13 protein-coding genes and 1 pseudogene are annotated in these 13,561 nt (G+C 62.9%); 8 read left to right on the plus strand and 6 right to left on the minus strand.

Features of this window, described 5'->3' with window-relative positions; translation table 11 throughout:
• Positions 1 to 60 precede the first annotated feature (60 nt).
• The 3 genes from ACOGJC_RS03435 (at position 61) to ACOGJC_RS03445 (ending at position 1,493) form a co-directional block, all read left to right on the plus strand.
• A complete protein-coding gene (locus ACOGJC_RS03435) occupies positions 61 to 744 on the plus strand; it encodes an HNH endonuclease (RefSeq protein ID WP_419847111.1) in 684 nt (227 codons plus the stop codon).
• A 122-nt stretch (positions 745 to 866) separates the two neighbouring features.
• Positions 867 to 1,073 (plus strand): DUF2191 domain-containing protein, encoded by a 207-nt coding sequence (locus tag ACOGJC_RS03440; protein ID WP_419847112.1) that lies wholly within the window; start codon positions 867 to 869, stop codon positions 1,071 to 1,073.
• The gene (locus ACOGJC_RS03445) at positions 1,074 to 1,493 is read left to right on the plus strand and encodes a PIN domain nuclease (protein WP_419847113.1); all 420 of its coding nucleotides are present in this window, start codon (positions 1,074 to 1,076) and stop codon (positions 1,491 to 1,493) included.
• Between the two features lie 99 nt (positions 1,494 to 1,592).
• Here ACOGJC_RS03445 and ACOGJC_RS03450 read toward each other — a convergent pair whose 3' ends face one another.
• The 5 genes from ACOGJC_RS03450 to ACOGJC_RS03470 form a co-directional block, all read right to left on the minus strand.
• A complete protein-coding gene (locus ACOGJC_RS03450; RefSeq protein WP_419847114.1) occupies positions 1,593 to 6,089 on the minus strand; it encodes a DEAD/DEAH box helicase in 4,497 nt (1,498 codons plus the stop codon).
• Positions 6,090 to 6,225: 136 nt separating this feature from the next.
• The gene (locus tag ACOGJC_RS03455) at positions 6,226 to 6,387 is read right to left on the minus strand and encodes a hypothetical protein (protein ID WP_419847115.1); all 162 of its coding nucleotides are present in this window, start codon (positions 6,385 to 6,387) and stop codon (positions 6,226 to 6,228) included.
• A gap of 43 nt (positions 6,388 to 6,430) precedes the next feature.
• The gene (locus tag ACOGJC_RS03460) at positions 6,431 to 7,099 is read right to left on the minus strand and encodes a ribonuclease HII (RefSeq protein WP_419847116.1); all 669 of its coding nucleotides are present in this window, start codon (positions 7,097 to 7,099) and stop codon (positions 6,431 to 6,433) included.
• A 13-nt stretch (positions 7,100 to 7,112) separates the two neighbouring features.
• Positions 7,113 to 8,462 carry a hypothetical protein gene (locus ACOGJC_RS03465; RefSeq protein WP_419847117.1) on the minus strand — a complete coding sequence of 450 codons (1,350 nt, stop codon included), beginning with the start codon at positions 8,460 to 8,462 and terminating at the stop codon, positions 7,113 to 7,115.
• Between the two features lie 13 nt (positions 8,463 to 8,475).
• Positions 8,476 to 9,570 (minus strand): NAD(P)H-dependent glycerol-3-phosphate dehydrogenase, encoded by a 1,095-nt coding sequence (locus ACOGJC_RS03470; RefSeq protein WP_419847118.1) that lies wholly within the window; start codon positions 9,568 to 9,570, stop codon positions 8,476 to 8,478.
• Positions 9,571 to 9,658: 88 nt separating this feature from the next.
• On the opposite strand from ACOGJC_RS03470, the gene cofC reads away from it, so the two are divergent.
• The 3 genes from cofC to ACOGJC_RS03485 are packed head-to-tail and all read left to right on the plus strand — an operon-like array spanning position 9,659 to position 11,950.
• Complete coding sequence (gene cofC / locus ACOGJC_RS03475; RefSeq protein WP_419847119.1) at positions 9,659 to 10,234, plus strand: 2-phospho-L-lactate guanylyltransferase; 576 nt, start codon at positions 9,659 to 9,661, stop codon at positions 10,232 to 10,234.
• Positions 10,231 to 10,959, plus strand: a complete 729-nt coding sequence (locus ACOGJC_RS03480) for a PIG-L deacetylase family protein (RefSeq protein ID WP_419847120.1) — start codon at positions 10,231 to 10,233, stop codon at positions 10,957 to 10,959. The genes cofC and ACOGJC_RS03480 overlap by 4 nt, the downstream gene beginning before the upstream one ends.
• Positions 10,960 to 10,978: 19 nt before the next feature.
• Positions 10,979 to 11,950, plus strand: coding sequence for an NAD-dependent epimerase/dehydratase family protein (locus ACOGJC_RS03485; RefSeq protein WP_419847121.1), 972 nt, complete (start codon positions 10,979 to 10,981; stop codon positions 11,948 to 11,950).
• On the opposite strand, the gene ACOGJC_RS03490 is transcribed toward ACOGJC_RS03485, so the two are convergent.
• Positions 11,947 to 12,852: an alpha/beta fold hydrolase gene (locus ACOGJC_RS03490; RefSeq protein ID WP_419847122.1), complete on the minus strand. Its 906-nt coding sequence runs from the start codon at positions 12,850 to 12,852 to the stop codon at positions 11,947 to 11,949. The genes ACOGJC_RS03485 and ACOGJC_RS03490 overlap by 4 nt on opposite strands.
• Before the next feature lie 56 nt (positions 12,853 to 12,908).
• Here ACOGJC_RS03490 and ACOGJC_RS03495 point away from each other — a divergent pair.
• Positions 12,909 to 12,998: pseudogene (locus tag ACOGJC_RS03495) on the plus strand (DUF2510 domain-containing protein); the annotation flags it as partial.
• 105 nt (positions 12,999 to 13,103) lie between these two features.
• Complete coding sequence (locus ACOGJC_RS03500; protein ID WP_419848189.1) at positions 13,104 to 13,556, plus strand: RDD family protein; 453 nt, start codon at positions 13,104 to 13,106, stop codon at positions 13,554 to 13,556.
• The last annotated feature ends 5 nt before the right edge of the window (positions 13,557 to 13,561 follow it).

The raw sequence follows: 13,561 nt of genomic DNA on the forward strand, positions 1-13,561 counted from the left end.
CCCACACCCAGCCCAACGCCACCATCCACCAGCCAACCCACACCTGACCCAACCCCGACGTTGGCTGCCTCACCTTCCCCGCAGCCCCAGTCCACTTGGGAAGCCACCTCAACAACACCTGCTCCAGCTGCGCCGCAGTCCTCAGGATGGATCACTCTGGCCGAACTCCTCACCCTGGTCACTATCGCCACCGAACAGTCAGAGGGATACAACCGAGACGATTGGAATCACTGGATCGATGCCGACGGCGACGGCCTCGACACCAGGCAAGAAGTCCTCGCCGAAGAGGCGCTGGTTGATCCGTTGGTTGAAGGAGGAAGGATACGAGAGGGCCAGTGGTACAGCCACTACGACGGAGAGGAAATCACCGTGGCCAGACAGCTCGATGTCGACCACGTAGTGGCCTTGGCCGAAGCTCATCAATCAGGGGGTTGGGCTTGGGACGCTCTCACCAGACAGCTTTACGCCAACGACTTGTCGCTTCCTGAGCACCTCATCGCCGTATCCGCGGGCACGAATAGGAGCAAGGGAGCCAGAGACCCAGCCGAATGGCTCCCTCCCGATTCCGAAGCCCTATGCACCTACTTGGCTTGGTGGACCACCATCAAATACCGATGGCAGCTGACCATGGACCAAGCCGAGTACAACACCATCCTCCATCACGCCACCAACGACTGCGCCGACACCCAAATCGACCTAACCGCCGCCCAATCAGGGATCATTCGAGCCGATACGCGTGGTTAGCGCCAGTGAAGCCAGCCCTGAGTTCTCAAGACTCCAAATGACCAGGGTGGTTCCGCAAATGAAGTCGGAGCCGTTGGAATGGAGTTCAGCGGGAATGCCCGCCGTGTTGATATCCTTAGTCTGTGGCTAAGACATCTGTTTTTGTAGATAAAGATATCGCCCAGCAGGCCGCGGAGATCTTGGGGACGAAAACGTTGCGCGAGACCATTCATGCCTCCCTCCTGGAGATCATCAACGCCAAGCGGCGCCTTGAGCTGATCGGTCTGCTCAGCCAACCCGAGCGCTTCGATTTCGATGCCGCTGAAAACGCTTGGGGCGGAGACGAGTAGTTGCCGCGAACCACTTTTCTGGCTGACACCAGCGCTTTTTCCCGTCTGGCAAAGCCCATCGTCGCCTCAGCTGCTGCCCCCCTGATCGCCGAAGGGCGCATTACCGTGTGCGCCCCGGTAATCTTCGAACTCGGATTCAGTGCCCAAGGCCCTGCCGATCATCAAGAGCTCATGGAAGTGCTGACCGCGTTTCCCCATACTCCCACCACAGACGCCGACCACCGGCGAGCAATCGAAGTGCAGGGCCTTTTGGCTCAATCTGGTCAGCACCGGTCGCTTTCACTGGTGGACGCCCTTGTCGCGGCAATTGCCGAGGCCCGGCAACTCACCGTGCTCCACTACGACGCCGACTTCGAGCGTGTCGCCGCCATCACCGGCCAACCCCACGAATGGATCGTGAGGCGCGGCACTGCCGACTGATCCCTCAGAACGGCAGGGGCGAGCCGGGGCTGGTGCGGAGGTGGGGCCAGCCGTAGGTGTCCAAAAGGGCACAGGAGCGGTGAGTCTGCCGTGAATGCGTTATCTGTCCCAGAGCCAGTCCAACTCTGAGAAGGCGAGCGCATCGCCAAAACCTTCGATGTTGTCGCGGACGTTCAGTATCAGGCAGCGCTCGTCGCCCCCATTCTTCGGGCCTCGGAGACCCCGTCCGATCATCTGGAAATAGAGGTTGGGGCTGTACACCGGCCTAGCGACGATGATGGCGCGAGTCTTGGGGGCGTCGAAGCCCTCGCGGAACACGGCGTAGTTGACAAGCGCCTTTATCTCCCCACTTCGGAACTCCTCGACCACCCGTCGGCGTGTAGCTGGTTCGGTCGTTCCGCTCACGGGCCGGGAAGTGATCCCACTCCGGTTGAGAAGCGCGGCCAAGGTCTGCGCGTGCTCCACTGAAGTGGCAAAGATTAACGTCGGCCATCCGGGCTCGATGTGTTTCTCGTACGCCTCGATGATGTGTCTTGTGCGGTCCGTGTTGGCAGCGATTCGATCCTCTACGCTCTGAGGCAGCCAGCCTCTCCAGGATCCCCCCCGCTCAGACTCCGGCACGAATTTTCGCAACTCGTCCCAGTCGCTGTCACTCAGTTCAAATGTCCCTCCCTCAATCAACTCGTGATCAGCGCGGGCCAGCACTCCACCGTCCTGCAGCTCTCGGATGACCTCCTGCGGATCATCGCTGCTGAACGCTCCTCTATCCAACCGTTTCTCCCCGTAACGTCTCGCCAGCCACCTCGTTTCAGCTTCATCATGACCGCGGTAGGGAGTGGCGGTGAGACCTAGCAGACGGGGCTCCTCCTCGCCCTGTTGATACGTCAATCCGATCTCTCTCATTACCGAGGTAGATGTTGGCGCGATCGACCGGTGGGCCTCGTCAAAAATCACTATCTTGAAGTTCTTCAGAAACTCATATTCCTCGCTCCGGCGTGCGAGTCGCGAGTAGAGCGTCTGAACCGAGGCAACAACCACATGCAACTCGCTGGTGGGCAGGGGCGCGGGCTGTGCTCCCCACAGCCTCGAGATTCTCAACTGCTTTGCCTCAATCCCTTCACTTCTCCACACTCCTTCCCATGCCTCCACAGCTTGTTCGCACAGTTCGTCGCGGTCGGCAACCCAAAGAACTCCGCTCGGAAAGTCGTCATCGCGGATGGCTTCGACCACTGCCTGCACCGCAACACGAGTTTTACCCGAGCCGGTCGGCATGCTGATCATCCCGCGCTGACCGGCACTCTCGTTCTGGCCTGGGAGAAGCATCGCTCGTAGATTTGCTGCGACCGTCCTCTGGTAGGGGTGCAACTCTGGGAGCGATTGGGGCCCCACAACCTCCATGAACGGCGAACGGTGCCTTTTCCGCTCTCCAGCCCACTCGTCGGAAAACCCCAACGAGTGAACAAACTCCAACTCGATTCGCCTCCCAGCCCACTGCCGCGGCGGATTAAGGTGGCCCAGACTCGCTTTGAATTGTCTGAGGGCATCGGTGTGGTAAGTCGCGATCGCTGCTTCCGCTATATCGAGCCCTGTCAAGGGCCCCTGCTCTTCCTCCAGCACAGCCAAAAGCGAGCGCGGGAGTCCTGAACGCAGGCAACCTTCGCCTACAGCCGCGAGTAGGCGCTCTGCGTCGGTAGAACACTGGCGAACCTCTCTGCGCCGGGCTTCTACTTCAGCCGGGGTTCTGCGCTGCAGGATGGCCTTTATGTCTGAATCTAGAAGCCTAAGTTCTAGTGAGTCCGACACGAGCTTTAGCGCTCTGTACTCATCGTCGTCAACGCCAATCGCGAGATAGATGTTGGGAGCTTGGAAAGAGCAGTCAGTTTTGTGGCCAATGACATCGATTCGCTCGCAGGACACAAGACAACTCTCAACCAGATCAGGCGAAAGCCAGCCTTCCAGCCCCGGCCATATGTCAATCAGTGGAACCGGCTCCCCCTCGCCGAAGATCTCCGGAGATGGTTCGGAGAGGTCGAAGGTTTCCTTGATCTTGTCGGCACTCGGGTGTCGCAATAGCGTATGCAGAGCAGCCAGATTCTCTGGCTCAGGTCCGAGGGCATCGGCAAGCGGCACTATTCCGCCTTGGGTTTGAATTCGTCCATGCTCTCTGAGCAATTGAATCTGGAGCGACTCAAAAGGTGCTTTCGGGTACTTGTCCTGAGTCTTGTGCCACATCAGCCAAGGGCCGTAACAGGCCTCTATTCCTAGCAGAGAATCTGTGTAGAGTGCCTTTCCTACCTCGGATAGGACAGGGAACACGTCTAGGGGCCCTACCTTCCCATAACTCAAGAATTCCAAAAGTTCACTACGCGGCCTGCTCGGCAAGTCACCTCGTCTTCGATATTTTTCCCTCTGCTTCTCTTGGTACCGCTTAAACACGCGCTCAGTGTTCAGCTCATACGCGTTGGTCGGTGCATCTACAACTCCTAGCTCCTGAAGCAATTCGCAATCAGGCTGATGAAAGACAACGTCAACTGTCACCCCGCCATCACGACTTCCATCGCCAGGGACAATTTTGCCTGGCATCAAGACCAAGTGGAGTTTGTTCCAATGGCCGGCACAGGTTCGAACATGCAGCAGCCTCTGCCATCGAGGATACTTCTTGACTATTGCGACAGCTTCACTCGTATCCAGAGCCCGGGATGTCTTCCAGAACGACTCGAGAAGATCAGGATCTATATGTTGACGGTACTGGCACGCGACTATCTGCTCCATTACCTTCTTGAACCGAATCTCAGGTGATGGCTGTTTCAGCCCCAGTTCCTTAAGCACTGCAAGGGTGTTCGCATCGTTCACCAAGTCAGGATGAACGATAGACATGGCTTCATTTGCACCGATAGCAGTCGGTGAATCGTAGGGCAGGAAGACCTCTTCTGGATCGGGTGGCTGCCAGCCTCCCGCAGCTGTCAGCACTACCCTGCCAAGGCGCTCGTGGGTTCGTACATCCTCTGCGATAAGCGCAATGGTCTGAATTGCTGCGATCGAGGCTCGAACCAAACTCTCTTGATCTGCTGGGTCCGTGGATTCCACAAGAGCTTCTATCCAAGCAGCGAGACTGGACCGTGGCGGCTTGTAGCCCCATTGTTCTAAGCCTTCGGGATGATGTAGACGATCAATCCTGGCCAGCCGGTCGCGTGTCAACGCGCTGTGGTGGAGCCAGTCCACGGGCCGCTCTGGATGGGATGCCCAGCTCTCAAGGGCGACCTTGCTTTCTTGAGCAGCAGGCTTGAGTTCCTGTGGAGGGTATGACAGCTCCCCCCGAAAACGCAATCGTCCTTCCTGATCTGGAACGATCTCACGGTTATGAAGGAAGCCAAAGAGGGCCCGTCGGAGAAAGTCCGCGTGAGGATTGTCCCCTCTCTCGATACGACGAGGTAGAGCATCCAAGTGGCGGGCAGGATCGTCGGCGCCCGCTAGCTTTGGCAGCTCATCAGCGATCAACTCCGCCGCTGACTCAATCAGATCGTCGTTGTATGGACCTGGAAGAAGGTTCTGGCGATCCGCATTGGTTTTCCAAGGTGCGTTCAAAATGCCGGGAACGAGACTCGCCGTGAGGGTGGGAAAGTGTGCCCAGAACTCATTAAATCTCTCCGACCGATCAAGTGGCGCGGCCCACCAGATGGGTACCTGATTGCGATCATCGCCGGGATACGGATCAGCTCGGGCCTCATCCGACAACTCATGAGACCGCTTGAACAACATCCACCGACTCGTCTCGTCTCCATCGCTGAGGATGCACTCATCGCCAGCCCTTTTCAATTCCACCACGCGGCTCAGCTCCTCTGAACCGCCAGCGATCACCAGCCTCTCGACATGAGGTACAAAGAGAATGAACTCAGAGGGGAATTTCTTGATCTGCTCTCGAAGGTCCCGATGCGCTCCGTTTATGAGCGGCAATCGAACAATGTTTACTGCCCAGCCCATTAATTCACGGAGGATTTCGTCCTGCTCCCAGCACTCGATCGGGTGGATGGGCTCGGGAAGACGCAGAACCGGACAAGAACTTGCCCCTGGCACCGCTTCCAATATCAGGTTGCGAGCACGTCTGCGATCAAACCGGAATGAGCCCGACCTGCTGAAGAACTCGGGCGAGTTGCTAACACCCAGAACGGCCTTGAAGCCGAGACCAAAGGTGCCGATCTGCTCGCTGCCTCGCTTGGGAGACATGTGGGAGAACATCAGCGCCCGCACGCCTTTGTGGTCGATCGGATAGCCGTTGTCGGCGCAATAGAGGCAGTTCTCTGTCAGACGGACCTCAATGCGCCCCCTATCAGAGACTCGGGTCGGGCCTCCACCCTTCTGAACAGATTCGGGAGGCACCAGCGCATCCGAGCCGTTCTGGATCAATTCGTATAGCTGACGATGTTGGTAGCCACCCTGCGCTGTGTCCTGCTCAAGCTTGGCGTGCTCCTCCACATAATTCGGCTGTTGACAGTACGAATTGAAAGTCCTGTCTGATTCCCTGGCGATATATCTGCCCAGATCGCCGTCGGGCCCAGCCCATCCATCCTGCAGGGAATATGTCTCGTCGTGTTTCATCCGGCTGCCCACTCTAGAGGGTGTCTGAAGGGCGGGCACCTAGCGAGATCCAGGATCTTGCGCCTCCCTCAACCCGAGCGACTATCCAACTACGGCATGGAAGTGGTGCAGAGGAACGAGATTCGATTACTGGGAGCTAGGAGGCGGCTTCTGGCTTCCGCTTCCGGCGTCGCCAGAAGAACAGTTCCTCCGGGAAGATACCTTGGGCAGCAGTGACGCTCTCGAATTTGATGATGTCTTCGAAAACGTCCTGCTCTTCGGCCTCGGTATCTTTGTCCGTCGGCTCCATAGTGGTCATGCTAGCTCGCTAATCGTAAGGAGCAGTGTGGCGAGTCCTGCGATCAGAACGGCAGGGGCGAGCCGGGGCTGGTGCGGAGGTGGGACCAGCCGTGGGTGTCCATGAAGGCCCAGGAGCGGCGGTGCAGGGGGGTGGGGCCTTGGGCGGTTAGGGCGGCTTTGTGGCGGGGACAGGGGTAGCCCTTGTTGCTATCGAAGTTGTAGTCGGGGTAGTCGCGGGCCGCGGCCCTCATCATGCGGTCGCGGGTGACTTTGGCCAGGATGGACGCAGCGGCGATGGACAGGCAGGTGGCGTCGCCTTTGACGAGCGCTCGGGTCTTGCCGTTGCCTACGAAATCCCAGCGGCCGTCGACCAGCACGGCATCGGCCTCGGGACCCAGGCCGTCCAGCGCCCGTCGGGCGGCCAGCCGCTGGGCGGCTGACATGCCCAACTCGTCGCACTCGTCGTTGCTGGCGTGGCCTGCGGACCAGGCCACGCACCAGTCGGCGATCCGGTCGAACAGCCCCTCTCGTTCGGCTTCGGTCAAGAGCTTGGAGTCCCGCACTCGGTAGACCCTCCGATCGGTGGGCAGCACCGCGGCCACCAAGGTCAAAGGCCCGGCCCACGCCCCCTTGCCCACCTCGTCCATGCCCACAACCACCTGGTGGCCCTCGGCCCACAGAAGGCGCTCAACCGCCAACGTGGGGGCAGCCGACTTGAGTGCGGCCCGCATCTCTTCAAGGTAGCTATTGGGGTGCGGCCAACAGCGTTTCTCCGGTCGGTTCCTGGCTTGACCAGATCTCGTCCAGGGCGGGGGCTCGCACTGTGACCGGAGTCTGGCCGGAGCGGGAGTCGAGCTCCCACAGCAGGGCGGGGCGGGGGCCGTGCCAGCGGATGGCATACGACATCAGGCCGAACCGGGTGGGCAGGTCGTAGACGGCCAGGGGACCGCCCCGCCAGCCAGCACGGAAGCCGGGTGCCAAATCCAGAATGTCACCGTGGTCGGCCACGAGCTCGGCCCGCAACCCTTCACTAGAGGGCTCCGTAGAGGGAAGGTTGAGACCCCGCAGGTCTTGAGCGGCCCGATCTTGGCCTGCGGCGATCAGGAGGCGCTCGACCGGCTCCACCGGCACAGCTGCGCGAATGCGGGCGGCAGCCTCAACCGCCTCGGCCACGGCCTCAACGAATCGGACGGCGGCCTCTTGGTCGCCTGTCAGGTCATGGTGGACGGTAAAGGCCTTCAACCGCTCGGTTGGCGCCTCGGTGGTCCAGCGGGCGGCGATCTCGTCCAGCACCAGTTCGGCATCGTCGTGGTAGCCGTGATGGTCGAGTCGCACCGACAGTTCGCAGAGTTCGGCAGCGTCTAGGGTCTCCATACGGCCGGTGCGCCCCAGCCATCGGCGGCGATTGCGGTCGATGCGCCGAGCCAAGCCCTCATCGGGCACTTCGATTCGGGCACCTCGGTCCAGGTGGGCCTGCCAACCCCGCACCACCGCCTCGGCATCAGGCAGGTCGGATGGTGCCGGCACCGCGCCCCGACCCAGCGATGCGCTTACCGCTATCCGGGCGGTATGGGGCAACGGCCACACCGCGGCGGCCACGTCGCGGCCCTTGCCGTCCAACCCTGTCGTAGCCCCGCCTTCAACCTCAAGCAGGGCCTCCACCTCGTCAGGCCCGACCACAGCACCCGCTGGCGGACGATCCCACGACAGCTTCGGCTGTCCCCCGACGGCTACCCCGGTCTGGTCCACTGTCAGCACCGCCCCCGGGGCCCGCACCACCAGTGCGACTGCGAAAGCAGTAGCGGCCTCGTTGCCGACCTCCACCACCGCCACCGCAGGCCCCCCGCCGGCGGCCACCGCCCAGACCCGTTGCACCGCGTCTCCGTCGGGCACTTTCATGCGGGTTTCCACTACCGCACCGGCCCCCACATCGTTCTGGCGCACGGCGGCCTCCTGCGACGCCCGGTGCCAGCGATCTGAGGCCCCTACCCACCAGTCCAGCGTCCATTCGCCGGAACCGGGGCGGACCAACCCCCGGGCATCTACCTCTCCCCATCCGGGCGCGCCCAAGACATCAAGGGACTTGTTGGCCATCAACACCGTCTCATCAAGAAGACCGCGTCACGAACCGCCAGAGCCGGCGCAGCGGCGACCCCTTGGAATCCGCCTTCTCCGGCCACAATCGGCGGAAACGCGACGCCCTGGTCGCCTCTGGCTCGGGGCGGGTTTGGCGCCCCATCAGCACCATCGATGCCTCGGCCGCGGTCCGCGTGCCCTTGATCACCGCATGCACCTCGGTGCTGATGGGCATCTCCACGCTGTGCTCGGCGGCCAATTCCACCACTACCCCCGCGGTGAACACCCCTTCGGCCACCTGGTCCATCTCGGCCACCACCGCTTTGGCCTTGCGGCCTCGTCCGAGCTGCTCGCCCACATGGCGGTTGCGACTCTGGGGGCTTATGCACGTGGCCAGCAGGTCGCCCATCCCAGCCAGACCAGCGAAGGTGTCGGCTCGACCGCCCATGGCAGTACCCAGACGGCCCATCTCTGCCAGCCCCCTGGTAATCACCGCTGCTCGGGTGTTGTCCCCCGCACCGAGGCCGTCGACCATGCCCGAAGCCAGGGCGATCACGTTCTTGAGGGTGCCGCCCAGCTCGCAGCCGATCACGTCGTCATTGGTGTAGACCCGGAAGCGATCGGTTGTGAACACCCCCTGGAGGGCGGTGGCCACGGTGTCGTCCGCCATGGCCATCACCGATGTGGCCGCGTGTCCGGCCAGGATCTCCTTGGCCAGGTTGGGGCCGGTGAGGGTGCCCGCGGGGTGGGCCGGCGCCACCTGGTTGATGATCTCGGTCATGCGTTGGCGGGTGCCCCGCTCTAGCCCCTTGGTGAGGCTCACCACCGGTACCCACGGCCGCAGATGAGGGGCCACCTTCTCCAAGACTTGTCGGAACGCGGACGACGGAATCCCCATAACCACCACCTCGGCCTCCGCCACGGCCTGCTCCAAGTCGGTGGTGGCCCGCAGACGGGGATGCAGCTCGAAGCCGTCCAGATAACGGGGATTGACGTGGCGCTCGTTCACGGCGGTGGCCGTCTTCGGATCGCGGCACCACAACACTGTGGGCTCGTTGTGCGCGGCCAGATGGGCAACCGTGGTGCCCCACGAGCCTCCGCCGATGACCGCGACCCTGTTCGACATAGGCATTGAGCGTAGACGGGTCAGTACCAAAACAGGCCAGTGGTACTGCGTATGGGCCACCTGAGCCGATAGCCGTAGACTCCTGCGGGTGAGCCCAGGGCCGACGGTGGCGGTGTTGATCCCGGTGAAGGCGTTCGCGGAAGCCAAGCACCGGCTGGCGCCTGCTCTGGGGGCCGAGGAACGGGCCGCTTTGGCCCGCGACATGGCCACCCACGTGGTTCAGTCGGCCGTGCCGCTGCCGGTGGCCGTGGTGTGCGACGACGACGGTGTGCGGGATTGGGCCGACTCCGTCGGGGCCGAGGTGGTGTGGCGTCCCGGCACCGGGCTGAACGGCGCGGTGCGTAGCGGGGTGGACCACCTGCGAGACGCCGGATACCACCGGGTGATCGTGGCCCACGGAGACCTTCCGCTGGCCGGATCGCTGGCACCGCTGGGCGACTGGCCGGGCATCACTCTGGTGCCCGACCGCCGCAACGACGGCACCAACGTGATCGCCCTGCCCAGCGACTGCCCGTTTGAGTTTTCCTACGGTCGAGGCTCGTTTGCCCGTCACATGGCCGAGGCTCAGCGGCTGGGCCGCAGCCTGCGCATCCTGCGCGACCCCGCCTTCGGACTCGACATCGACCTTCCCGCCGACCTCAACGAACTGGCCGTGAGGGCGTGAAGTCGCACGACCTGGCCATCCCCGAGCGGGCACTGGCCATCGGCGCCCACCCCGACGACATCGAGCTGAACGCCGGAGCAACCCTGGCGAAATGGGCTGCCCGCGGCTGCGAGGTGAGTCTGCTGGTGTGTACCGACGGCTCCAAGGGAACCTGGGATCCCAATGCCGACCTGGACAAGCTGGTGGTGGTGCGCCAAGACGAGCAGCGCGAGTCGGCCCGGCGGCTTGGTGCTTCCGACGAGGTGGTGTTCTTGGGCTGGGTCGACGGGGAACTGGAGTCTGGTCCAGAACCCCGCCGACAGGTGGCCTCGTGGATCCGGACCCTGCGCCCCACCGTGGTGCTAGGCCACGACCCGTGGCGACGATGGCGGCTCCATCCCGATCATCGCCACGCCGGCTGGCTCACGGTCGACGGCATCGTGGCGGCTCGCGACCCCCATTTCTTCCCCGAACTGGGCCTGGCCCCCCACCGCCCCGACGCCCTTTTGCTGTTCGAGGCCGACGAGCCCGACCACGCTGAGGACGCCGCTGGCTTCGAGTCGGCCAAGGCACGGGCCGTCGAGGCCTTCGTCAGCCAATATGAGACCACCCTGGACCTGCCCCCTAACCCCAGCCACGCCGACCTGGCCCGATTCCACGCGTGGGTGGCCGACAGGCTGGCCCAGGCAGGCGCAGAAGCTGGATTGGCTTCCGCCGAGCTGTTCAAGCTGATCGACGACCTCTAGAAGCTGCTAAGGAGTTCCCATGCTGCAAGACCAGAAGATCCTCATAACCGGCATGACCGGCCAGATCGCCCTCCCCATGGCCGCCTATCTGGCCGAGCACAACGAGGTATGGGGAATCGCCCGATTCAGCGCCGAAGGCAGCCGGGAGATGGTGGAGGCCGCCGGGGTTCACACTGAGGTTGCGGACGTGGCTGACGGGGACTTCTCGATGCTGCCCGACGACTTCGACTACCTGGTCCACATGGCGGCCTTCCAGGGGCAGGGCCTGGACTACGACTGGGCCATTCAGGTGAACGCCGAGGGAACCGGCCTGCTCATGGCCCACTGCCACAAGGCCAAGGCCGCCCTTATCGCCTCCACCTGCTCGGTGTACCACCCCCACCCCGACCCGTGGCACCTCTACACCGAGACCGACCGCATCGGCGACTGCCACGCGGTCCACGCCCCCACCTACTCGATGTCGAAGATCGGCGGAGAGGCGGTGGCCCGGACCATGGCCCGAGCGCTGAACTTGCCCACCACCGTTGCTCGCATCAACGCCAGCTACGGGCCCAACGGCGGGCTGCCGGTGTACCACATGGACTGGCTGATGAACGATCTCCCAATCCGGCTGCGGGCCCCAGCGCCATCGCCGTACTCCCCCATCCACCAGGATGACATGAACGCCCAAGTGGAGCCGCTGCTGGCCGCGGCGTCGGTCCCGGCCACGGTGGTCAACTGGGGCGGCGACGAGCACGTCAAAGCCGAGGATTGGGTGATGCATCTGGGCGAGCTCTCCGGGAAGATGCCCGAGGTCGTCTACGACACCTTCCCCGGCTCACAACCCGGGGCGGGGGCCGACCCGGCCAAGCGGATTTCACTCACCGGTCCGTGCCAGGTGAGCTGGCGTGACGGTCTGACTGGGGTCTACGAAGCCCGCTATCCCGGCGGCCAGCCCGCCCCCGGCATCGGCGGCGCCGAGCGCCTCACCGCCGCCTACGGCAACGACTAGCCCAGGCGAGAGGCCAGCAAGCGGGCCAGCTCCCGCGGCTGGTCGCCCTGGATGCTGTGGCCGGCGTCGGCAACTACCACCACCTCAGCTTCGGGCTGACGGCGCAGTAGCTCCTCAACGTCCTCGTCGCCCACCACGCCTGAATCTGCCCCCCGATACAGCACCACCGGGCACTCCAGCGCATCCACCGCGGTCCACAGATCGGAGAACTCGGGGCTGCCGCTGCTTGGTTTAGCCGGATCGTCCATCTTCCAGTCTCGGACCGGGTCCCAACGCCAAGTCCAACTTCCGTCATCCTGCTCGAAGGCGTTGTGGATGATGCCCCGCCGTAGCGACGATTCAGTGCGAGTGGGGTTGAACTCCATGGTCCGACCCAAGATGTCGTCGAAGCTCTCAAAGGTCTGGGGTCCGGAGATGAACTCCACGATGGGCTCAGCTTTGGCGTGGTCCGTGCCGGGCGTCACGTCCACCACCGCCAGCGACGGCACCAGATCCGGGTGGCGCGCGCCCAGGCAGATCGCGGTCAACCCACCAAGCGACATGCCCACCACCAGCTCAGCCTGCGGGGCCAGCTCACGGATGGCAATCGCCAAGTCATCGGCCATCGATGGCGGCCAATAGTCGTGCTCGGGACGCCAGTCAGAGTGCCCATGGCCGGGCAGATCTATAGCAACAGCGGGTTCTCCCAGAGCCAGCACCACCGTGTCCCAAGTGTGGGCGTTCTGGGCGCCCCCGTGCACCAACACCACTCGGGCTGCTGCATCTCCCCACACGATGGCGCTCAACCCAAGCCCGCTGGGCAACTCCACCCGGCGGCGCTCCACCGGAGGCGGCCCATCCCAGCTGAACCCCACCTCAATGGCATTGTCCGCCAGCATGGAAAACTCGTCATAGCCCGTCATCTACATCACCCTGCCGGTGTTCGATTGTCGCTGCCAACTACTAGTGTGACATCACGATGAGCGTTTCTTCCTGGGAGCCCGACCCAACCGGCCGCCACCAATATCGCTGGTTCGATGGCGAAGAGTGGACAGGCCAAGTAGCCGACGACGGCGCTCAGTCAGTCGATCCAATCACCTCTAGCGAGGCGAACCTCCCTCGCAATGCGCCACCATCGCCGCCTCCACCTCCGGGGTCGGTCCCGGGAGTGTCAATGCCCGATTCTGGGTCAGGTACCCCCGACCCACTTTCGATGCTGGCATCGAAGGGGCGGCGGTTCGGGGCGTATCTGCTTGAAATTCCATTGACAATCGTGACCCTGGGCATTGGCTACCTCATTTGGATGCTTATCGTCTGGGCACGCGGCCAGACCCCGGCCAAACAACTGCTCAAAATGAGAGTGGTGCGGTTGGAAGAGCGCAGAGCCGCCCACTGGGGATGGATGGCTCTGCGTAACTTTGTGCTGGCCATGCTGATTGGCATTCCCTTGGAGTTGATCTTTCCTGGACTCAGCATTCTCTGGCTGTTGGCCAACGCAATTGCCCTGCTAGTCAGCAGCCGGAATCAAGCACTATGGGACATGATGGTGAAGACGGTGGTGGTTCACGACCCCAACTACCTCTTCGACCGTCCCCGCCGCTCGTCGCAGACTGGGACAAACGACTAGTTGGA

This window comes from Candidatus Poriferisocius sp. (genome assembly GCF_965204015.1).
In the GTDB taxonomy this organism is placed as follows: domain Bacteria; phylum Actinomycetota; class Acidimicrobiia; order Acidimicrobiales; family Bin134; genus Poriferisocius.